We start from the raw sequence: 21,334 nt of genomic DNA, 5'->3' as shown, positions 1-21,334 counted from the left end.
TGTCCTCCCCCCACTTCGCTGGGGGAGAGCTTGGGTCTGCATCTCGCTCGAAAAGAAAAAAGGGCGGCCCTTGCAGGCCGCCCTTTCCGTTTCATGCTGTCGCCAGACCTACCAGATGCGGACCCGGTCTTCCGGCTTCACGTACAGCTTGTCGCCTTCCTTGATGCCGAAGGCTTCGTACCAGGCGTCGAGGTTCCGGATGGTGCCGTTGACGCGGTAGTAGGCCGGGCTGTGGGGGTCGCCGACGAGGCGTTGCATCAGGGCCTGGTCGCGGATCTTGGCGCGCCAGACCTGGGCCCAGCCGTAGAACACCCGCTGGTCGCCGGTGATGCCGTCCAGCACCGGCGCCGGCTTGCCGCGCAGCGAGATGTGGTAGGCGTCCAGAGCCAGGCTGAGGCCGCCCATGTCGCCGATGTTCTCGCCCATGGTCAGCTTGCCGTTGACCTTGTGGCCCGGCAGCGGTTCGAACAGGTCGTACTGGGCGCCAAGGCGGTCGGCCTGGGCGGTGAACTTGGCGGCGTCCTCGGCCGTCCACCAGTCGGTCAGCACGCCGTCGCCGTTGGACTTGCGGCCCTGGTCGTCGAAGCCGTGGCTGATCTCGTGGCCGATCACCCCGCCGATGCCGCCGTAGTTGATGGCCGGGTCGGCGTCGGGGTGGAAGAAGGGCGCCTGCAGGATGGCGGCCGGGAAGACGATCTCGTTCTTCACCGAGTTGTAGTAGGCGTTGACCGTCTGCGGGGTCATCGACCATTCGGTCTTGTCGACCGGGCCGTTGAGGCGGGCGACGCGGCGGCGCCAGTCCCAGGCCCCGGCCCGCGTGGCGTTGCCGTAGAGGTCGCCCTCGACGATCTGCAGCTTGCTGTAGTCCTTCCAGACGGTCGGGTAGCCGATCTTGACGCCGAACTTGGCCAGCTTGTCGAGGGCCTTGGCCTTGGTCTCCGGACCCATCCACTCGAGCTTTTCGATGCGCAGCTTCATGGCCGTGCGGATGTCGGCGACCAGGGTTTCCATCTTGGCCTTGGACTCGGCGGGGAAGTAGCGGCCGACGTAGATGCGGCCGACGCTTTCGCCGACCATGCCGTTGACGTAGGCGACGCCGCGCTTCCAGCGCGGCTGCATCTCCGGCTGGCCGCCCATGGTCTTGCCGCGGAAGGCGAACTGGGCGTCGACGAAACGCTTCGACAGCAGCGGGGCTGCGTCATCGGCGACGTTGAACGCCTGCCAAGCCTTGATCGTGGCGATGGGGGTCTCGGTGTAGACCTTGGCGAACTTGGGGAAGGAGGTGTCGGTGGTGACGATCACCGTCTGCAGCTTCGGCAGTTCGGTCTGGGCCAGATAGAGGTTCCAGTCGAAGCCGGGGGTCAGGGCCTGAAGCTCGGCCATGGTCTTGAGATTGTAGGTCTTGTCGCGGTTGCGCATCTCGGCGCGGGTCCAGCTGGCTTCGGCCAGGCGGGTTTCGAACGCGACGATGTCCTTGGCCGACTGGGCCGGGTTGTCCCAGCCGATGAGGGTCAGCATCTGGGCGATGTAGGCCTCGTAGGCGGCCTTCTTGTCCGCGAACTTGGCGTCCAGGTAGTAGTCGCGGTCGAGGCCGAGGCCGCCCGAGCCGGCGTAGACGGCGTAGCGGCTGGGGTTCTTGGCGTCGTCGCCGATGCTGACGCCCAGGATGGTGCTGAAGCCGCTGGTCTGGCCCTTGCCCATCAGGGTGGTCATCTGGTCGTGGGTCTTGACGGCCTTGATCTGGCTCAGTTCGCCCTGGATCGGCTTGGCGTCCAGTTTCTCGGCGTTGGCCTCATCCATGAAGGTGCGCCAGGCCATGCCGATCTTGGCGGCGTCCTTGTCCTGGATCTTGCCGGCGCCGGCGTCCTCGATGATGGCCCGGACACGCGCTTCCGACAGGATAGCCAGGGCGTCGAAATTGCCGAACCGGGTGCGGTCCGAGGGGATCACCGTGCGGTCATCCCAGGCGCCGTTGGCGAAGCGGTAGAAGTCGTCGCCCGGCTTGGCCGACAGGTCCCGGCCCGTCAGGTCCAGGCCCCAGGTCCCGTAGCGCGGGCTCTCCAGCGACGTCGGCGCGGCGCCCTGCGACGGGGCGTCTGCGAAGCTGAACAGCGACTGCACCACGCAATCGTCGGTCAGGCAGAAATGATCCTCACCCGCCTGCGCGCTGAACGCGGCGAGGGACAGGGCGGCCGCCGCGGCGGCGCTCAGCAGAACTTTTTTCATGGAATTCAGAGGCCTCAGGTGGAATTGCGGCGGACAATGCACCCGTTGACGGGCGGGGAAACCTTAAACTTTGTTCATGCCGGAACCGGCGATTTTCGGCGGATCGAAAGCGCTCAGGATGGGGCAAGGACCGCCCTTTTCGGCCGCGCAGTCATGGTACAGCCGGTCGAGGGCGTCGCGGGCGGCCTGAAGTTCGGAGATCCGGATGTCGAGGGCGGCGACCCGGGCCTGGGCCAGTTCCCGGGCCCGGGCGCGGTCCTCACCGGCATCGAGCGCGATCAGTTCGGCGATCTGATCGAGCGTGAAGCCGGCGGCCTGGGCCGAGCGGATGAACTTCAGGCGGCCAAGGTCGCTTTCGTCATAGCGGCGTACGGCGCCCCCGGACGGACGAGGGGTCTCCAGCAGGCCGCGACGCTGGTAGTAGCGGATGGTTTCGACGCCGACGCCGCCGGCTTTCGCAAGACCCGAGATGGTCGCCGATTTCATCTGTTGACTCCGTACCATGGTACGGAAGGTAGATGGGAACGATCCAAGGTCGGACAAGAAGGAGAAGACCGATGACAGGATCGAAAAAGGCGGTGATCTACCGCATGGTGATGCCCGAGCACGTCTGTCCCTGGGGGCGCAAGGCCGTGCATCTGCTCAGGAGCCGCGGCTATCAGGTCGAGGACAACTGGCTGAGGACCCGGGCCGAGACGGACGCCTTCAAGGAGGCGCATACGGTGAAGACAACGCCGCAGACCTTCATCGACGGGGTGCGGATCGGCGGGTACGACGACCTACGCCGGCATTTCGGACTCAAGGTGCGGGACCCCAAGGCGACGACCTATGCCCCGGTCATCGCCATCTTCGCGGGCGCCGCGGGCATGGCCCTGGCGGCCAGCCAGGCGTCGATGGGGACGCCCTTCACGGTCCATGCCCTGGAGTGGTTCATCGCCTTCGCCATGGTGGCCCTGGCGACGACCAAGCTGCGCGACCTGGAGAGCTTTTCAGGCATGTTCCTGAACTATGACCTGCTGGCCCAGCGCTGGGTTCCTTACGCCTATCTCTATCCGTTCCTGGAATTCGGGGCCGGGGTGCTGATGGCGGCGGGGGTGCTGACCTGGCTGTCGGCGCCGGTGGCGCTGGTCATCGGCGGCATCGGGGCGGTCAGCGTGTTCAAGGCCGTCTACATCGACAAGCGCGAGCTGAAATGCGCCTGCGTCGGCGGCGACAGCAATGTGCCGCTGGGCTTCGTCTCGCTGACCGAGAACGTGATGATGGTGGCGATGGCGGTGTGGATGCTGGTCGCGCCGATGTAACCGAAAACGGCCGGGCCCTTTCGGACCCGGCCGCTGCCGTTGGCTCTAAGGCCAGAGCCTACCAGATGCGGACGCGGTTCTCGGGGGCCACGTACATCTTGTCGCCCGGCTTGACGTCGAAGGCGGCGTACCAGGCGTCGACGTTCCGCAGGGTGCCGACGACGCGGTAGTAGGCCGGGCTGTGCGGGTCCGACGCGATCTGCTGGCGCAGGGCGTCGTCGCGCAGCTTCGAACGCCAAGCCTGGCCGAAGGCCAGGAAGAAGCGCTGGTCGCCGGTCAGGCCGTCGATGATCGGGGCCTCCTTGCCGCCCAGGCTGGCGCGGTAGGCGTCGTAGGCGATCAGGATGCCGCCCAGGTCGCCGATGTTCTCGCCCATGGTCAGGTCGCCGTTGACGCGGGCGCCGGGCAGGGGCTCGAAGCTGGAGTAGAGGGCGCCGAGGTTGACGGTCTGGGCCTTGAACTTCTCGGCGTCGACCGGCTGCCACCAGTTGGTCAGCGACCCGTCGGCGGCGAACTGGCTGCCCTGGTCGTCGAAGCCGTGGCTGATCTCGTGGCCGATGACCGCGCCGATGGCGCCGTAGTTGACCGCCGGATCGGCCTGCGGATCGAAGAAGGGCGGCTGCAGGATGGCGGCCGGGAAGACGATCTCGTTGAGCTGGGGGTTGTAGTAGGCGTTCACGGTCTGGGGGAACATGCCCCATTCCTTCTTGTCGACCGGCTTGTGCAGGCGGGCGACCTGGTAATCCCAGTTGAAGGCGCCGGCGCGCTCGATGTTGCCGTAGAGGTCGTCGGCCTTGATCACCAGCTTGGAGTAGTCGCGCCATTCGTCGGGGTAGCCGACCTTGACGGTGAAGCTGTTGGCTTTCGCGAGCGCCTTGGCCTTTGTCTCGGCGCTCATCCAGGTCAGGTTGTTGATCCGGGCCTTCATGGCCACCAGCAGATTGGCGACCAGCTCTTCCATCTGCTTCTTCGACTCGGCCGGGAAATAGGCCTCGACGTAGAGCTTGCCGACCGCTTCACCCAGGGTGTTGCCGGTCAGGCCGACGCCGCGCTTCCAGCGGGCGCGCTGTTCGGGCTGGCCCGACAGGGTCTTGGCGCGGAACTCGAAGTTGGCGTCGGCGAAGGCCTTGCTGAGGTAGGGGCTGGCCTGGTCGGCGATGTGGAAGGCTTCCCACGCCTGCAGGGTCTCGATCGGGGTGGCCTTGTAGATGGCGGCGATCTTCGGGAAGGCGCTCTTTTCGCCGACGATGACGTTCTTCTCGGCGCTTAAGCCGGCGGCCTTGAAGTAGCCGGTCCAGTTGAACTCGGGGGCCAGCTTCTGGAGATCGGCGACGGTCATCGGGTTGACCGAGGCGACCGGGTCGCGCTGCTGGACCTTGGTCCAGCTGACTTCGGCGATCCTGGTCTCGAAGGCGACGATGGCGTCGGCGCTGGCCTTGGGGTTGGCCCAGCCGGCGAGGGTCAGCAACTGTTCGACGTAGTTGCGGTAGGCGGTCTTCTTGGCCGCGAACTGCTCGGTCAGGTAGTAGTCGCGGTCGGGCAGGCCCAGGCCCGCCTGGCCGACGTAGACGGCGTACTTGGTCGGGTCGGCGGCTTCGGGGCCGATGCCGACGCCGAAGATGGTGTTGCCGAACTTGCCGTTGCCGCCGCCCATCAGGACCGCGAGGGCGTCATGGGTCTTGGCGCCTTTCACGGCGGCGAAGTCGGCGGCCAGCGGCTTGGCGCCGAGGGTCTCGAGCCGGGCCTCGTCCATGAAGCTGTTGTAGAGGCCGCCGATCTGCTGGGCCTCGCCCTTGGCGTTCGGGGTCTTGGCGGCGGTTTCGATGATGGCGCGGCTACGGGCGTCGCTGAGCTCGCGCAGCTTGCCGGAGACGCCGTAGGACGACCGGTCGGCCGGAATGACCATCTGGTCGACGTAGGTCCCGTTGGCATAGCGGAAGAAGTCGTCACCGGGCTTGGTGGTCAGGTCGCGGCCCGACAGGTCGAAGCCCCAGGTCCCCATGCGCGGGGCCTTGGCCAGTTCGGCGGCGGACGCCTGCGCCGAAGCGTCGGCGGCGATGACGGCGGTGCTGACACCGGCGATCGAGAGGGTCGCAACAGCGGCGGCCGCGAGCAGAAGACGTTTCATGGGACGATGGGGTCCTGCGGTTTTGAAGGTGGCGGACCATGCTCCCGCGCGGACGGGCGCGTCCCTTAAACTTTCGTCATGAAGCGCGGCGGATGGGGCGGACCGCACCGGCGCGCGGGGAAAATCATGGTTAACCGCGCCTTAACGCCACAGCCCCAGCATGGGGTCATGCGCCGCCTCGCCGTCCTTGCCCTTGTTCTGCTGTTGGCCACCCCGGCCGGCGCCCAGAGCAGCAAGCTGCGCTTCGTCGAGCCGCCGACCGCCGCCAAGGCCGGACTGAAAGGCGCCCAGGAGACGAAGGCGGAGGAGGTCGAGACGCCGCCTTACGACTTCGCCGTGTCGGCCCAGGCCTCCGCCCTGCCGCCGAGCCTGGCCTTCACCCGGCCGCTGCCCGGCACGGACAGCGGCTCGGCCGGCAGCCGCACCGCCGCCCAGTGCCGCACCGCCTGCGCCCAGAGCCGCTACTTCTGCCTGGCCGAGGCCGACGACGAGACCTGCAGCCCGCACTGGTCCAGATGCGTCGCGGGATGTAGTTGATTCTTGCGGCCTGTCCGGGCGGCGAACCGGTATCCACTTCGCCTGACAGGCCTGGCTGCCGCCACGTCACGGTTGACCCGCACGTCATCCGCTATAGCGTCACCTGAACAATGATAAGTCAGGGAGTCCGGTATGAGCGGCGCATTGCCCAAGGCCTGCATCATCGGCGCGGGCTGCTCGGGGTTCACCACGGCCAAGCGGCTGAAGGACGCCGGCATCCCCTACGACTGCTTCGAGATGTCCGACGAGGTCGGCGGCAACTGGTACTACAAGAACCCGAACGGCATGTCGGCCTGCTACGAGAGCCTGCACATCGACACCTCCAAGTGGCGGCTGGCTTTCGAGGACTATCCGGTTCCCGCCGACTGGCCGGACTTCCCGCACCACGCCCAGCTCTTCCAGTACTTCAAGGACTACGTCGACCACTTCGGCCTGCGCGAGACCATCACCTTCAACACCGCCGTGGAGAAGGCGTCCCGGCGCGAGGACGGGACCTGGGAGGTCAAGCTGTCGACCGGCGAGACGCGCCTCTATGACGTGCTGTTCGTCTGCAACGGCCACCACTGGAGCCCGCGCACGCCGGAGTATCCCGGCGAGTTCGAGGGCGCGGCCTTCCACGCCCACGCCTATTGCGATCCGTTCGATCCCTTCGACATGCGCGGCAAGAATGTCGTGGTCGTCGGCATGGGCAACTCGGCGATGGATATCGCCAGCGAGCTCAGCCAACGGCCGATCGCCAAAAACCTGTGGGTCTCGGCCCGGCGCGGGGTCTGGGTGCTTCCCAAGTACATGAACGGCAAGCCGGCCGACAAAAGCGCCATGCCCGCCTGGATGCCGCGCTCCATCGGCCAGGCCCTGGCCCGCAACGTCATCAAGAAGACTCTGGGCAGGATGGAAGACTACGGCCTGCCCAAGCCCGACCATGAGCCGCTGGAAGCCCACCCGTCCGTCAGCGGCGAGTTCCTGACCCGGGCCGGCTGCGGCGACATCAAGTTCAAGCCGGCGATCAAGGCGCTGGAAGGCAAGAACGTGCGGTTCGCCGACGACAGTGTCGAGCAGGTGGACGCCATCGTCTTCGCCACCGGCTACGACATGAAGTTCCCCTTCTTCGACGATCCGGACCTGCTGCCGGACGCCGAGCACCGTTTCCCGCTCTACAAGCGGATGATGAAGCCGGGGATCGACAACCTGTTCTTCATGGGGCTGGCCCAGCCGCTGCCGACCCTGGTCAACTTCGCCGAACAGCAGAGCAAGCTGGTGGCCGCCTATCTGACCGGCCGCTATCGCCCGCCGGGCAAGGCCGAGATGGAAGCGGTGACGGCCAGGGACGAGGCCTTCTACCTGGGCGGCTACTACAAGGCCGCCCGCCACACGATCCAGGTCGACTTCAACCACTACATCGCCGACCTGAAGAAGGAGATCGCGAAGGGCGAGGGGCGGGCGCGTTCGGCGGGCTATGCGCTGCCCGTGGCGGCGAAGGCGCGGGAGACGGTCTAACCTTCCGGCCCGAACGCCCGCAGGAAGGCGTCGATGTGGAACTTCACGTACTCGCGGTAGGCGGCGGGGCCTTCCATCGGCACGCCGAAGCCGCCGCGGACCAGGGCGATCTGCATGAAGGGTGCGAAGAACAGCCGCACCAGCATGGTGGGGTCCTCGACCTTGCGCAGCTCGCCCGTCGCCATCGAGCGGGCGAACGCCTGGGCGACCCGGAGAACGCTGACGCCCAGCACATTCTCGCGGATCAGGCCGGCGACGTCGGGCCGGCTCTGGGCCTCGTCCATGGCGAGCGCCATGTAGCCGCGCGACAGGCCGTTCTCCTGGATCGCCAGGGTGCCCTCGGCGAAGATTTCCAGGAGACCCCGGATCGGCCCCTCATAGGCGTCGATCTTCGCGACCAGGGCCTGGGTCGGGACCACCAGGTCCTCTTCAAGCATGGCGCGGATCAAGGTGTCCTTGCCCGGGAAGTAGCGGTAGACGGCCGGCTTGGTGACGCCGACGGCGGCTGCCACCTCGTCCATGCGACAGCCGAAGCCTTTTTCGGAGACCAGTTTACGCGCGGCGTCGAGGATCTGGCGGCGGCGCTGGTCGGCGCGCGCGCTGCGATACTCCCGGACCTCGCTGCCCTCGGCGGCGATTGTCATGCTTCCCCTGCCCCTGTCCGGCTGTACTCGCCGGTAGTACGTGAATCAGATTAGCGCCGCTTTGCATCATTCGGGAGTCCAGTTTCCGAGAACGGAAACCTTTTCTCCAAAGGGCGAAGGCCTGCTAGCCTCGCAGGCAATGAGTCAGATCACTGTCCTTATCCCCGGCAAGCGCGAACAGACCAAACAGGCGAACCGCCAGGCCATCCTCGACGCCGCGCGCGAGGTGTTTGCCGAGATGGGTTACGAGACCGCGACCGTGCGCGACATCATCCGCCGCACGGACCTGTCGGTCGGCGCCTTCTACAACTACTTCCGCTCGCGCGAGGAGGTGTTCGAGGCCCTGGCCGACGACGGCGCCCGGCGTTTCCGGCCGATCCTGCGGGCCTGCTGGGAAGAGGCGAAGGACTTCGAGGGCTATCTGCGCGCCGCCATCCAAGCCTACTACGACTTCGTGGTCGATGAGCACCAGAACTGGGAAGCCCGCCGGCCGCCCGGCGAGCGCCATCCGCACATCAGCATCGAGACCCCGGAGATGGAGCGGGTCTTCGAGGAGGTGCGCGACACCTTCGCCGCCGCCATCGAGAAGGGCGGGGCCCCGCCGGTCGACGCCGAATACCTGGCTGCCGCCTGCATCGCCATCGCCCGCGAGGTCGGTGACCGGATGATGGCCCGCCGGCCGATCGACACCCATGCCGCCTGCGACTTCGCGGTGAGGCTGATCCTCGGCGGGGTGCCGGCCCTGCCACGACTGCGCGAAAGCTGAAGAGACGAGAGATGGCGGATCCGGGCGTCCAGAAGGTCATTCTCAAGGCCCTGCTGTCGCTGCCGCCGCCGATCCTGCGGCTGCTGTCGGGCGGGTCGGCCGTCTATCAGGGCGGACGCACGCTCGATCCTCGCTTCCAGTTCCTCGCCGCCGGGGCGCGCAGCATGCCCGCCATGTCGTCCCTGAGCGCCGTCGAGGCCCGGGCCGCCAGCGCCGCGGGCCTGTCGATGATGAGCGGCAAGCCCGAGCCCGAGGTGCGGATCGAGAGCCTGACCGTGCCCGGGGCCGAGGGTGACATCCCGGCCCGCGCCTATCGGCCGGGCGACCAGGACCCGGACGCGCCGCTGCTGGTCTTCGCCCACTTCGGGGGCGGGGTGATCGGCGATCTCGACACCTGCCACGCCTTCTGCAGCATCCTGGCCAAACACGCACGCTGCGCCGTGCTGTCGGTGGACTACAGGCTGGCGCCGGAGCATCGCTTCCCGGCGGGCCTGGACGACATGCTGGCCGCCTGGCGCTGGGCGCGGGATAACACCGCCCGCTTCGGAGCGCCGGACGGGCGTCTGGCCATCGGCGGCGATTCCATGGGCGGCAACTTCGCCGCCATCCTAGCTCAGGAGATGAAGAAGAGCGGCGAGCCGCAGCCGGTGCTGCAGCTGCTGATCTATCCGGCCGTCGACGTGGCGTCCGAGACGCCGTCGATGACCACCTACGCCGACGCCTATCCGCTGTCGCGGGACATCATGACCTGGTTCATGGGCCATTACATGGGCCCCGATGATGACCCGGCAGACCCGCGCCTGTCGCCGATCCGGTCGGCGGATCTCAGTGGCCTGGCCTCCGCCATCGTTGTCACCGCCGGCTTCGATCCCCTGGTCGACCAGGGCGAAGCCTATGCCCGCCTGCTCAAGGCGGCCGGCGTACCGGTGGTCTATCGCTGCTACGACGCCCTGGCCCACGGCTTCACCGCGTTCACCGGCGCCATCCCGGCGGCGGACGTGGCCTGCCGCGAGATCGCGGGGCTGGTGCGGCAGGGGCTTGAAGGGCGGATTGCCTGACCAATCCGTAACATACTGAATCAATTGTAATTTTCTGACGAAGGTTTAACGGCTCACGACGATTTTGCTGGTTGAGTGACCGCCGATATGTGACTAGTTCGCTTCCCTCGCTGTTCAAACCGATGGGGCCAACCATGATCGCAAACACCCTCAAAGCCGCCCTGATGGGCTCGGCCGTCCTTCTGATCGCCGCCGGTCCGGCGCCGGCTCCCAAGCAGACCGTGACCGGTCCCGTGGCCGTCTACTGGCTGAGCGCCTCGACGGCGACCGGGCCGATGGCCGGCATGAGCATGGGTGGGCCCGGCGGAGCGCCGCAACGGCCGAGCTTCGGCCAGATGATGCGCGGCGGTTACGGCGGCGGCGGTCCGGTCAAGACGCTCAAGCTGCAGCTGGGTTCCAGCCGCAAGGCGCCGTCCCCGGCCGCCGACCACTTCTGGAGCCCCGGTATGGACATGGGGACCTCGGTCCCGCTGCTGTCGCCCCGGCCCGCCGACCCGACGCCGCGCGGCGCCCCGGGCCGCACGGACGGACAGTATGAACAGCCCAGGGGAAAGCTGCTGATCTACTGGGGCTGCGGCGCCAAGGCCGGGCCCGGCCAGCCGGTCGTGGTCGACTTCTCCAAGGTTGCCCAGAACCCGCAGGCGCTCGCCGGGATGATGACCGGGCTGGACATCACCCCGATGAAGGAGCCGTCGGCCGACCGCTTCGCCACCTATGGCGAGTGGCCCAACAGCCGCAATTCCGACCCCGTGCCGGGCGGCGCCTCGCTGGTCGGGGAGCATCTGGTCAAGGGCAACTACAGCCCCGACATCAAGCTGAACCTGACCGCCGGCCAGGACTTCCTCGAGCCGATCCGACTGCGCCAGACGCCGGAGGCCGGCGGCGCGGTGGCCCTGACCTGGCAGCCGATGGCCCGCTCGCGCGGCTTCCACGCCACCGTCATCGGGGCCCAGGAGCAGAAGCGCGGGGCCGACCCGGTGATGGTCATGTGGACCTCCAGCGCCGCCCAGGTCGGCGCCTTCGCCACCCCCGACTACATCAGCGATGAGGACCTCGCCCGGCTTGTCACCAGGAAGGCCCTGCTGCCCGGCACGGCGACGGCCTGCACCGTGCCATCCGAGGTGATCAAGGCGGCCCCCAGCGGCCTGCTGAACCTGACCGCCTGGGGTGGCGAGGCCGACTTCGCCTTCCCGGCCCGGCCGGCCGACCCGAAGGTGGCCTGGAACATCCAGTGGACCGCCAAGGTCCGCTACCGCTCGACCGTCGGGACGATCCTCGGGATGCACGAGGCGGACTTCGGCGGCGACGACGAGGCCGAGGAGTCGCCGCGCGACAAGCCGAAGGAAGAAAAGGGCGGCAAGACCCGCAAGATCCTGCGGGGCCTGGGCATCCCCGGGACCTGAGGGCTCTGGACTTCCGTGGCGTCGGGGGCGGATGGTTGGGCCATGCGCGCCCTGATCGTCGACCATCTCGCCCCTGACTATGCCGGTGTTTCGCTGCGGGATGTTCCCGTGCCGACGCCCGGGCCGGGCGAGGTGCTGGTCAAGGTGCGGGCCGCCGGGGTCAACTTCCCCGACCTCCTGATGACGCGCGGCGAGTATCAGCTGAAACCGCCGCTGCCGTTCGGCCTGGGCATGGAGCTCAGCGGCGAGGTCGAGGCGCTCGGCCCTGGTGTCGAGGGTCTATCCATCGGCCAGGCCGTGGTCGGCGGGGCCAAGCTGGGCGGGTTCGCCGAATACGCCCTGCTGCCGGCGGCGGCCGTGCGGGCCAAGCCGGCGGCGCTGTCCTTCGCCCAGGCGGCCGGGTATGGGGCGGCCTATCTGACCGCCTATGTCGCCTTCGTGCGGCGGGCCAATCTTCAGCCGGGCGAGTGGGTGCTGGTGCACGGCGCCGCCGGCGGCGTCGGGCTGGCGGCCGTGGACCTGGCCAAGACAATGGGGGCGAAGGTGATCGCCACCTCGGCATCGGACGACAAGCTGGCCGTGCTGGAGCGGGAGTATGCCCCCGACGCCGTGCTCAACGTGACGAAGGGCTTCCGCGAGCAGGTGAAGGCGATCACCGGCGGCGGCGCCGACGTCATCTACGATCCCGTCGGGGGCGATGTGTTCGACGAGAGCGTGCGCTGCATCGGCTTCGACGGCCGGCTGCTGGTCATCGGCTTCACGTCCGGGCGGATTCCGGAAATCTCGGTCAACATGCCGCTGATCAAGGGCTTCTCGGTGGTCGGCGTCCGGGCCGGCGAATACGGCCGCCGGTTCCCCGAGCGCGGCCGCGAGAATCAGGCGGCCATCTGGAAACTGGCCGAGGAGGGCCGGGTGAAGCCCCGCGTCCACGCCGAGATACCACTGGCCGACTGGCGCGAGGCCTTCGAGCTGCTGGCCGGACGCAAGGTGATCGGCAAGGCGGTGATCAGGCCGGACCTCTGAACGGTTGACTCCCAAGACCTCATCCCGTATCCACCCCCGCTCAATCGCGACGGGCCTTCCCGCCGCGCTATAGCTAGTTATTTCTCGGAGCAGACCTGTGAAGCGCACCTTTCAGCCTTCGCGTCTTGTGCGCGCTCGCCGTCACGGCTACCGCGCTCGCATGGCCACCAAGAACGGTCAGAAGATCGTTGCGCGTCGCCGCGCCAAGGGCCGCAAGAAGCTGACGGCCTAAGCCCGTCACCTTCTCTGCATCGGGGGGCCTGTCCCTGCCCGAGCTTTTGAACATCGAACGCATGACGAGGCGGCCCCAGTTTCTGGCGGCCGCCAAAGGCGCTTATCGCGCCCATGGCGCCGTGGTGGTGCAGGTTCGCCATCGTGATGACGGCGATGAAACCGTCCATATCGGCTTTACCGCGACCAAGAAGATTGGCGGCGCCGTCGTGCGCAACCGCGCCAAAAGACGACTGCGGGAAGCGGCGCGGTCTCTGTTGCCCTCTTTCGGACGGCCCGGATGTGACTATGTCTTTGTCGCCCGCGACGGAACGCCCGGGCGCGATTGGGGGCGTTTGCTTGACGATGTGAAAAGCGCGCTGATAAGGCTCGCCGCCGACTTACCCGCCGCGTCCCCCTCCGTGTCCGGGGATGACGCGCCCTCTTCTCCTTCAGCGTTGGTCTGAACCCGCTCCATGCAAAAAGAAAACCGCAACACGGTCGCCTTCTTCGTCATCGCGATCATCCTGCTGTTCGGCTACCAGCTGTTCGTCCTCGAGCCGCAGGCCAAGGCCAAGCGGGCGGAGGCCGCCGCCAAGGCCGCCGTCGAGAAGAAGGTCCCGACGCCCGGCAAGCCGGTCACGCCGACCGCGCGGGCGGGCAACCTTTCCCGGGTCGCCGCCATCGCCGAGTCGCCGCGGGTCCCGATCGCGACCCGTAATGATGGCAAGCCGGTGTTGACCGGTTCGGTCAACCTGACCGGCGGCCTGGTCGATGACCTGTTCCTGCAGCAGTACGGCCAGACCCTCGAAAAGACCTCGCCGCGCGTCGACCTGCTGCGGCCGGAAGCCACCGCCAACGCCTTCTATTCGGTGTTCAGCTGGAAGGCCGACAACGTCCCCGGCCTGCCCGACCGCAACACTGCCTGGACCGTGAAGAGCGGCCAGGTGCTGACCGAGAAGACGCCGGTCGTGCTGACCTACACCTCGCCCCAGGGGCTGGTGTTCGACCGGACCATCGCCGTCGACGACCACTACATGTTCACCGTCACCGACCGGGTGACCAACACCGGCGCCGGCGCTGTCACCCTGCGCCCGGTCGCCGAAGTGCGCCGCGCCGGCCTGCCGCCGGAAGCCGGCAAGGGCCAGAACGTGCACGAGGGCGCCGTCGGCTGGCTCGACAAGTCGCTGCGGCTGCGGAAGTACCCGGCGTGGAAGAAGGAATCGGCCAAGGACAACCAGCGCTGGACCACGACCGGCGGCTGGCTGGGCATTACCGACAAATACTGGCTGACGGCGCTGATCCCGAACCAGGGCGAGGCCATCAAGGCCAGCTATCAACAGTTCACCGTCGAAGGCCGCGACTACTATATCACTGAAGCCGTCGGTGCGGACCGCACCCTCGCGCCGGGCGCCTCGGCCACTGAAACCACCCGCCTGTTCGCCGGCGCCAAGCGCGCCGAGGTGCTGAAGGACTATCAGCAGGGCATCGAGGGTCATGCCACCGCCCAGCCCGTTCCGGAACTGACCCGCGCCATTGACTGGGGCGTGCTGTGGTTCCTGACCCGACCCTTCTTCGCGGCCCTGGAATTCTTCTACGGCTTCGTCGGCAACTTCGGCGTCGCCATCCTGGCGGTCACCCTCTGCGTGCGCATCCTGCTCTTCCCGCTGGCCAACAAGTCCTACGAGTCGATGAGCCGGATGAAGAAGCTCACCGAGCCGATGAACGCGCTGAAGGAAAAGTACAAGGACGACCCGGCCAAGCTGCAGGCCGAGACGATGGAGCTGTACAAGCGCGAGAAGGTCAATCCGGTCGCCGGCTGCCTGCCGCTGTTCCTGCAAATTCCTGTCTTCCTCGCCTTCTACAAGGTGCTGTCGGTGACCATCGAGATGCGCCACGCCCCCTTCATCGGCTTCGTGAAGGACCTGTCGGCGCGCGATCCGACCAACATCTGGAACCTGTTCGGCCTGATCCCCTACGACCCGGGGACGCTGCCGCTGGTCGGTGGTCTGCTGACCACTCACCCCACCGCCCTCGGCTTCGGCGCCGGGGCCCTGGGCCTTGGCATCTGCGTGCTGATCTACGGCTTCACCATGTGGCTGACGACGGCGATGAACCCGCCGGCGCCGGACCCCATGCAACAGCGCATCTTCCAGCTGATGCCGATCCTGTTCACCTTCATCATGGCCCCCTTCGCGGTCGGCCTGATCATCTACTGGACGTTCTCGAACATCCTTTCGATCTTCCAGCAGTACATCATCATGCACCGGCTGAAGGTCGATAACCCGATCGACGACTTCTTCGGCCGGTTCAGCGCCAAGGCGGTCGGATGACGACCGACCCCCTGTTTTCGGACGAGGAACTGGAGGCGGCGCGGGTGCTGTTCGCCGGCCAGGCCACGTTCATGATGGGGGCGGTGAAGATGGACGGCCTGCCGGAGCCGGACCTGCCCGAGGTCTGTTTCGCCGGCCGCTCCAACGTCGGCAAGTCCAGCCTGATCAACGGCCTGGTCGGCCACAAGAAGCTGGCCCGGGCCTCCAACGAGCCGGGCCGGACGCGGGAGATCAACTTCTTCGTCCTGGCCGACAAGATCCGTCTCGTCGACCTGCCGGGCTACGGCTTCGCGCGGGTGTCGCGCTCGACGGCCAACAAGTTCCAGGACTTGGGCCGCCAGTACCTGCGCGGCCGGCCCAACCTGAAGCGGGTCTATCTGCTGATCGACGCCCGCCATGGCCTGAAAGAGGTCGACAAGGAGGCGCTCGACGCGCTCGACCTGTCGGCGGTCAGCTACCAGATCGTGCTGACCAAGGCCGACAAGATCAAGCCGGCCGAGGCGGCGGCCCTGGTTACCAAGACCCAGGGCCAGATCGCCAAGCGCCCGGCCGCCTTCCCGCGGGTGATCGCCACCTCGTCCGAAAAGGGCACGGGCCTTCCCGAGCTGCGGGCCGAGATCAAGGCTGTCTGCGAGGCCTGAAATTCGGTCTGGACGACAATTGTAATCTGATGCAGGCTGGGCCTCCAAATCAAGGAGCGTCCAGATGCGTGTCGCCGGTCTTGTTCTCGCCTCTCTGCTGCTTTCGGCCCCCGCCGCCATGGCCGGCACGCCGTTTCCGGTGAAGATGAAATGCGCGGTCGGCGGCGAGTCCTTCACCCACACCGAAACCGCCAGCTACAGCACCTGGGGCGCCCGGCCTGACGGCAAACCCTATGGCAGCTGGATCTTCCCCATGCCGCTGCCGGTCTGTCCGGGCAATGGCCTGGTCATGTACCGCGAGTTCGACAAGGCCGAGCTCGAGAGCCTGAAGGCGCTGGTCGTCTCCGCCGAGTACAGGGCGCTGGTGGCCGACAAGGAAACCCCCTACTTCCGCGCCGCCTGGCTGGAGGGCCGGCTGAAGCCCGGTTCGGAGGATCAGCCGTGGATCCTGCTGCGGGCGACCTGGGAGACCGATGACGATCCGCCCCGCCAGGCCCGGTATGACAAGGCCTTCGTCGCCGCCGTCGATGCGACGCCGGCCAAGCAGGGTGATCTGGTCTGGGCCGTGCTGCAGGCCCGCGCCGCCAACGCCGAACGCCAGCTGGGCCTGTACGGGGAGGCGGCAAAGCGGCTGGCCGGCGTCGACAAGGCGGTGTTTGCTCCGCGCGCCGGGTCCCAGCCCGATCCGGAAGCCGAGAACCGTCCGGGCTGGGCGAAGTTCTACGAGGAACTGGGGGTCGCCATCGCCCGGGGCGATCCGGCGCGCGAGCCGCTCGACATGATCGACGAGGATACGGCGGCGTGGAAATGCAAGGCCATGGCCGACCGGAGCAAGGCGCTGCCTGCCGGCTTTTGCCAAACCCCGGAGATGACCACGAAGATCGAGGCTCTGAAGGACTAGGGGCCCTTCACCACCTCGCCGCCCTTCATCACGAACTTTACGCTCTCCAGCACCCGCACATTGGCCAGCGGGTCGCCCTCGACGCCGATCAGGTCGCCCCAGGCGCCGGCCTTGATCTCACCGACCTCGCCGGTCTGTCCCAGGGCCTCGGCGGCGGTGATGGTGGCGCTCTGGATGGCCAGCAGCGGGGTGGCGCAATAACGGACCATGACGGCGAACTGTTTGGCATTGTCGCCATGCGGGAAGATACCGGCGTCTGTGGCGTAGACCTGCTTCACCCCGGCCTTCACAGCCTTGCAGAAGTTCTGCCGCTGGGCTTCTGCGATGTCGCGGTCCTTCTTCAGCTCGCTCTCGCGCACCCCGTTCTTGGGCCCTTCGGCCTGGGTGTATTCGGTGTTGTAGATGTCCATGCCGAAGTAGGCGCCGTGCTTGAGGGCGGCCTTGATGCCGGCGTCGTCGACGAGGGATGCGTGCTCGATGGTGTCCACGCCGCCCTCGATGGCGGCCAGGATGCCCTCCGGCCCATGGGCGTGGGCGGCGACCTTCATCTCGGCCATGTGGGCCTCGGAGGTGACCGCCTTGATCTCTTCCAGCGTCATCTGCTGGACGCCGACCGCGTCGTTGGAGAAGACCCCGCCGGTGGCGCAGATCTTGATCACCTTGGCCCCGTACTTCTTCAGCCAGCGGACCTTGGCGCGGGCCGCGTCCGGGCCGTCGGCGACGCCGGGGGCGGTCTGGTTGGCGCTGGGCGGGAAGTAGGTCGAATCGCAGTGGCCGCCGGTGGCGCTCATCGCATAGCCGGCCGGCACGATGCGCGGGCCCTTGGCGAAGCCTTCCTCGATGGCCTCCTTGACCGCCACATCGTTGAAGCGGTCGGCGCCGACGTTGCGCACGGTGGTGAAGCCGGCGTTGAGCGTCGCCTCGGCGTTCTTCACGGCGACCACGGTCCAGAAGGCGTCGGTGAAGCGCAGGCCGCCGTAACCGCCATACAGCGGCGAACTGTCGAGATGGACATGCATGTCGATCAGGCCGGGCAGCAGGGTCAGGCCGGGCAGATCGACCTTCGTGGCGTCAGCGGGGACGGTCATGCTGGCCTGGCTGCCGACAGCGGTGATCTTGCCGTCAGTGATCACCACCAGGGGCTTTTCGATATACTTGCCGGTGCGCACGTCGAGCAGGCGCCCGGCGGTAACCACGACGGTGGCGGCGCTGGCCGCGCCGGCGATGAGGCTGAGGGCGGCGGCGCCGATCAGGGCCAGTTTACGCATGGTGTAGGCTCCCCTTGGAAGCCGCCGACGCTAGAAGCATTCGGCGGCGAAGGAAACGGCGGGGTTGCGCCTGGCCGGCCCCTTGCGCCACCCTCGTCGGCATGACCGAGCATTTCGACAGTTTCGACGGCCAGAAGATCGCCTTCCAGCGGGTTGGTTCCGGCCGCCCGGTGGTGCTGCTGCACGGCTTCATCGCCAACGCCACGCTCAACTGGTTCGAGCCGGGAATCGCTCCGGCCCTGGCCGAGGCGGGGTTCGAGGTGATCGCGCCGGACCTTCGCGGACACGGAGCCTCGGCCGCGCCTCATGAGGCATCGGCCTGGCCCGGCGATGTGCTGGCCAGGGATCAGGCGGCGCTGGTCAAGCATCTGGGCCTGACTGACTACGACCTGGTCGGCTACAGCCTGGGGGCGCGGACGGCGGTGCGGTTCATGGTCGGCGGGGCGCGGCCCCGGCGCTGCGCGCTCGGCGGCATGGGCGATACCGGCATCATGGAGGCCGGCGCCCGGGCCGCGATGTTCGAGGACAGCATCCGTAACGGCGAGAACGCGAAGGATCCGCGGGCCGGCAGGTACATCCAGGCGCGGATCAAGGCCATCGGCCTAGATCCGCAGGCGCTGCTGGGCGTGCTCTCCAGCTTCGTGCCCACGACGGCCGAGGACCTGGCAACGCTGGACGTGCCGACCCTGATCGTCTGCGGCCAGGACGACGCCGACAACGGCAACCCGGAAAAGCTGGCCATGGCCATGCCCAATGCCAAGGCCGTGCGGGTCCCCGGCGACCACCTGACGGCGGTCGGCGAGCCGGCCCTGTGCAGGGTGATCGTGGACTTCCTGTCCGCCTAGATCAGCGGAACGGCGGCTCGTCGAAGGCGCGCAGCTTGCGGCTGTGCAGGCGCGGGCCTTCGGCGCGCAGCAGGTCCACCGTGGCGATGCCGATCTGCAGGTGCTGACCGATGGCGCGCTCGTAGAAGGCGTTGGCCTGGCCCGGCAGTTTGATCTCGCCGTGCAGCGGCTTGTCCGACACGCAGAGCAGCGTCCCGTAGGGCACCCGGAAGCGGAAGCCCTGGGCGGCGATGGTGGCGCTTTCCATGTCGATGCCGACGGCCCGGCTCTGGTTGAAGCGCAGGGCGCTGGAGGTGTAGCGCAGCTCCCAGTTCCGGTCGTCCGTGGTGACCACGGTGCCGGTGCGCAGGCGGCGCTTGAGGGCCTCGCCGCTCTCGCCGCTGATCAGCTTGGCGGCGTCGTAGAGGGCCCGCTGCACCTCGGCGATGGAGGGTATGGGAATATCCGGCGACAGCACCGCGTCCAGCACATGGTCCTCGCGCAGATAGGCGTGGGCCAGGACATAGTCGCCGATCCGCTGGCTGCCGCGCAGCCCGCCGCAGTGGCCGATCATCAGCCAGGCCTGCGGGCGAAGAACCGCCAGGTGGTCGGTGATGGTCTTGGCGTTGGACGGGCCAACGCCGATGTTCACGAGCGTGATGCCCTGACCGTTCGGGGCGATCAGGTGGTAGGCCGGCATCTGGTGACGCCGCCAGGCGCCGTTGGCGACGGCCAGCTCGGGGTCAGGGGTGTCCTTGGTGACATAGACCCCGCCCGAACAGCTGAGCGCCTCGTAGTGGCCCTCCTTGAGCTGCTCGCAGCCCCAGCGCACGAACTCATCGACATAGCGGTGGTAGTTGGTGAACAGGATGTACTGCTGGACATGCTCGGCCGGGGCGCCGGTGTAGTGCTTGAGGCGGGCGAGCGAGAAGTCGGTGCGCAGGCCGTCGAACAGGGCGAGCGGCCGGTCCTCGGCCATCAGCGGGTCCCACAGGCCGTCGGCCACCTCGTCGCCGATGTAGGCCAGCTCGGTGGCCGGGAAGAAGCGGGCGATCTCGCTGGCCTGGGCGTCGGCCAGGGAAAGGTCGCCGCCATCCAGCACGTAGGGGAAGGGGATTTCCTGGGTCGAGCGGCCGACATCGACATCGACATCGAAGTCTTCCATCAGGTGCGCCAGCTGTTCGACCAGATAGTCGCGGAACATGGCCGGGCGGGTGACGGTGGTGGCGTAATGGCCGGGGTCCGATAGCCGCGCATAGGCGCGGGTGATCACCGGATAGCCGCTCTCGCCCGACCAGCTGAGCCGCAGTTCGGGATAGGCGTAGGCGCCGTTTTCGCGCAGGGAGGGGTCCGGCCGCCGGCCTTCTTCGAGGAAGGCCTTGAGGTTCTCACGCAGGCAGGAGACGGATCGGTCGTATTCTTGTTCAAGTCGCTCGACGATGGCGACGGCTTCTTTTTGCTTTTTCATGGCGCCTTATAACGGCGACTTGTGAAAAATGGGAGACGCCTGACCCTGCGTCACAAACAACTCTTGGGTCTGATCATTACAAGGGGCGTTCCTTGGGACCGTTCCTTGGGGCCGTTCCTTGGGGCGTCCCCAAGCCCATGCTTGAACCGGCGGCGACGGCCACCACATCAGGTCCATGAACAACACCCTGCGCACCTTCATGCTGCTGGCGGCGTTGACCGCCATCTTCCTCGTCGCCGGCTACGTCATCGGCGGGGCCACCGGCGCCCTGATTGCCCTGGTTCTCGCCGGCGGCATGAACCTGTTCAGCTACTGGAACGCCGACAAGATCGTGCTGCGCATGTACGGCGCGGTGGAGGTGGACGAGAGCCACCCGGAGCCCTTGATCCGCACCTATGTCGGCGATGTCGTGGAGATGGCCGACCGGGCCGGTCTGCCGCGCCCCAAGGTCTACGTCATCGAGGGCGAGCAGCCGAACGCGTTCGCCACCGGGCGCAATCCTCAGAACGCCGCTGTGGCCGCCACGGTCGGCCTGCTCAGGATGCTCGACCGGCGGGAAATTCGCGGGGTCATGGCCCATGAACTGGCCCATGTGCGCCACCGCGACACCCTGACCATGACCATCACCGCGACCATCGCCGGGGCGGTCTCGGCTCTGGCCAACATCGGCCTGTTCTTCGGCGGCGACCGCGACCGGCCGGCGGGGCTGATCGGGACCATTGCGCTGGCCATTCTGGCGCCGCTGGCGGCGGCCGTGGTGCAGATGGCGATCTCGCGCGGCCGCGAGTACGAGGCCGACAAGGGCGGGGCCGAGATCAGCGGCGATCCGGACGCTCTGGCGAGTGCGTTGGCCAAGATCGACGGCTGGGCTCACCGCGAGCCCAATTTCACCGCCGAGCGCAATCCCGCCACGGCCCAGATGTTCATCATCAACCCGCTGTCGGGCCACGGGGCGGACAACCTGTTCTCGACCCATCCCAACACCCGCAACCGCATCGAGGCGCTGCGCAGGCTGACCGGCCGCGCGGGACCGATCGTCGAAGGGCCGCGTACGACGGCGGTGCCGACGACGAAGGATACAAGGAAGACCGGGCCCTGGGCTTGAT

At 67.5% G+C, this 21,334-nt stretch carries 20 protein-coding genes; 14 read left to right on the top strand and 6 right to left on the bottom strand.

The window, feature by feature from the left end; translation table 11 throughout:
* Positions 1-108: 108 nt before the first annotated feature.
* Together AC2YG9_RS03410 and AC2YG9_RS03405 are read right to left on the bottom strand one after the other, a co-directional pair.
* Entirely contained in the window at positions 109-2,226 is a 2,118-nt protein-coding gene (locus AC2YG9_RS03410; protein WP_487296512.1) for a M13 family metallopeptidase, read from the bottom strand.
* A gap of 63 nt (positions 2,227-2,289) precedes the next feature.
* Positions 2,290-2,712: a MerR family transcriptional regulator gene (locus AC2YG9_RS03405; protein ID WP_487296511.1), complete on the bottom strand. Its 423-nt coding sequence runs from the start codon at positions 2,710-2,712 to the stop codon at positions 2,290-2,292.
* 71 nt (positions 2,713-2,783) lie between these two features.
* On the opposite strand from AC2YG9_RS03405, the gene AC2YG9_RS03400 reads away from it, so the two are divergent.
* Positions 2,784-3,527 (top strand): MauE/DoxX family redox-associated membrane protein, encoded by a 744-nt coding sequence (locus tag AC2YG9_RS03400; protein ID WP_487296510.1) that lies wholly within the window; start codon positions 2,784-2,786, stop codon positions 3,525-3,527.
* A gap of 58 nt (positions 3,528-3,585) precedes the next feature.
* On the opposite strand, the gene AC2YG9_RS03395 is transcribed toward AC2YG9_RS03400, so the two are convergent.
* On the bottom strand, positions 3,586-5,655 hold the full coding sequence (locus tag AC2YG9_RS03395) for a M13 family metallopeptidase (protein WP_487296509.1): 2,070 nt from the start codon (positions 5,653-5,655) through the stop codon (positions 3,586-3,588).
* A 168-nt stretch (positions 5,656-5,823) separates the two neighbouring features.
* Between AC2YG9_RS03395 and AC2YG9_RS03390 the strand changes: the two genes are divergently transcribed.
* Together AC2YG9_RS03390 and AC2YG9_RS03385 are read left to right on the top strand one after the other, a co-directional pair.
* Positions 5,824-6,192, top strand: a complete 369-nt coding sequence (locus AC2YG9_RS03390) for a hypothetical protein (protein ID WP_487296508.1) — start codon at positions 5,824-5,826, stop codon at positions 6,190-6,192.
* Positions 6,193-6,324: 132 nt separating this feature from the next.
* A complete protein-coding gene (locus AC2YG9_RS03385) occupies positions 6,325-7,689 on the top strand; it encodes a flavin-containing monooxygenase (protein WP_487296507.1) in 1,365 nt (454 codons plus the stop codon).
* On the opposite strand, the gene AC2YG9_RS03380 is transcribed toward AC2YG9_RS03385, so the two are convergent.
* Positions 7,686-8,333 carry a TetR/AcrR family transcriptional regulator gene (locus tag AC2YG9_RS03380; protein WP_487296506.1) on the bottom strand — a complete coding sequence of 216 codons (648 nt, stop codon included), beginning with the start codon at positions 8,331-8,333 and terminating at the stop codon, positions 7,686-7,688. The genes AC2YG9_RS03385 and AC2YG9_RS03380 overlap by 4 nt on opposite strands.
* Positions 8,334-8,472: 139 nt before the next feature.
* On the opposite strand from AC2YG9_RS03380, the gene AC2YG9_RS03375 reads away from it, so the two are divergent.
* The 9 genes from AC2YG9_RS03375 (at position 8,473) to AC2YG9_RS03335 (ending at position 16,668) form a co-directional block, all read left to right on the top strand.
* Complete coding sequence (locus tag AC2YG9_RS03375; RefSeq protein WP_487296505.1) at positions 8,473-9,099, top strand: TetR/AcrR family transcriptional regulator; 627 nt, start codon at positions 8,473-8,475, stop codon at positions 9,097-9,099.
* Positions 9,100-9,110: 11 nt separating this feature from the next.
* Entirely contained in the window at positions 9,111-10,157 is a 1,047-nt protein-coding gene (locus AC2YG9_RS03370) for an alpha/beta hydrolase (RefSeq protein WP_487296504.1), read from the top strand.
* Between the two features lie 134 nt (positions 10,158-10,291).
* Positions 10,292-11,560: a hypothetical protein gene (locus tag AC2YG9_RS03365; protein ID WP_487296503.1), complete on the top strand. Its 1,269-nt coding sequence runs from the start codon at positions 10,292-10,294 to the stop codon at positions 11,558-11,560.
* 42 nt (positions 11,561-11,602) lie between these two features.
* The gene (locus tag AC2YG9_RS03360) at positions 11,603-12,583 is read left to right on the top strand and encodes an NADPH:quinone oxidoreductase family protein (protein ID WP_487296502.1); all 981 of its coding nucleotides are present in this window, start codon (positions 11,603-11,605) and stop codon (positions 12,581-12,583) included.
* 97 nt (positions 12,584-12,680) lie between these two features.
* On the top strand, positions 12,681-12,815 hold the full coding sequence (rpmH, locus tag AC2YG9_RS03355; RefSeq protein WP_271067590.1) for a 50S ribosomal protein L34: 135 nt from the start codon (positions 12,681-12,683) through the stop codon (positions 12,813-12,815).
* A gap of 61 nt (positions 12,816-12,876) precedes the next feature.
* Positions 12,877-13,260: a ribonuclease P protein component gene (rnpA, locus tag AC2YG9_RS03350; RefSeq protein ID WP_487296914.1), complete on the top strand. Its 384-nt coding sequence runs from the start codon at positions 12,877-12,879 to the stop codon at positions 13,258-13,260.
* 9 nt (positions 13,261-13,269) lie between these two features.
* Positions 13,270-15,126, top strand: a complete 1,857-nt coding sequence (gene yidC / locus AC2YG9_RS03345; protein WP_487296501.1) for a membrane protein insertase YidC — start codon at positions 13,270-13,272, stop codon at positions 15,124-15,126.
* Entirely contained in the window at positions 15,123-15,767 is a 645-nt protein-coding gene (gene yihA, locus AC2YG9_RS03340; protein WP_487296500.1) for a ribosome biogenesis GTP-binding protein YihA/YsxC, read from the top strand. Before yidC ends, yihA begins: the two co-directional genes overlap by 4 nt.
* Before the next feature lie 64 nt (positions 15,768-15,831).
* Positions 15,832-16,668 (top strand): hypothetical protein, encoded by an 837-nt coding sequence (locus AC2YG9_RS03335; RefSeq protein ID WP_487296499.1) that lies wholly within the window; start codon positions 15,832-15,834, stop codon positions 16,666-16,668.
* Here the strand turns inward: AC2YG9_RS03335 and AC2YG9_RS03330 are convergent.
* The gene (locus tag AC2YG9_RS03330; protein ID WP_487296498.1) at positions 16,665-17,936 is read right to left on the bottom strand and encodes a Xaa-Pro dipeptidase; all 1,272 of its coding nucleotides are present in this window, start codon (positions 17,934-17,936) and stop codon (positions 16,665-16,667) included. The two genes, AC2YG9_RS03335 and AC2YG9_RS03330, sit on opposite strands and share 4 nt — an antisense overlap.
* 101 nt (positions 17,937-18,037) lie before the next feature.
* On the opposite strand from AC2YG9_RS03330, the gene AC2YG9_RS03325 reads away from it, so the two are divergent.
* The gene (locus AC2YG9_RS03325) at positions 18,038-18,781 is read left to right on the top strand and encodes an alpha/beta fold hydrolase (RefSeq protein WP_487296497.1); all 744 of its coding nucleotides are present in this window, start codon (positions 18,038-18,040) and stop codon (positions 18,779-18,781) included.
* A gap of 1 nt (position 18,782) precedes the next feature.
* On the opposite strand, the gene AC2YG9_RS03320 is transcribed toward AC2YG9_RS03325, so the two are convergent.
* Positions 18,783-20,228: an AMP nucleosidase gene (locus tag AC2YG9_RS03320; RefSeq protein WP_487296496.1), complete on the bottom strand. Its 1,446-nt coding sequence runs from the start codon at positions 20,226-20,228 to the stop codon at positions 18,783-18,785.
* A gap of 175 nt (positions 20,229-20,403) precedes the next feature.
* Here AC2YG9_RS03320 and htpX point away from each other — a divergent pair, with 175 nt between their 5' ends.
* The gene (htpX, locus tag AC2YG9_RS03315; RefSeq protein ID WP_487296495.1) at positions 20,404-21,333 is read left to right on the top strand and encodes a zinc metalloprotease HtpX; all 930 of its coding nucleotides are present in this window, start codon (positions 20,404-20,406) and stop codon (positions 21,331-21,333) included.
* Position 21,334 lies beyond the last annotated feature (1 nt).

It is taken from the genome of Caulobacter sp. SRI_014, assembly GCF_057586315.1.
This window is presented reverse-complemented; position numbering and strand designations above follow the sequence as displayed.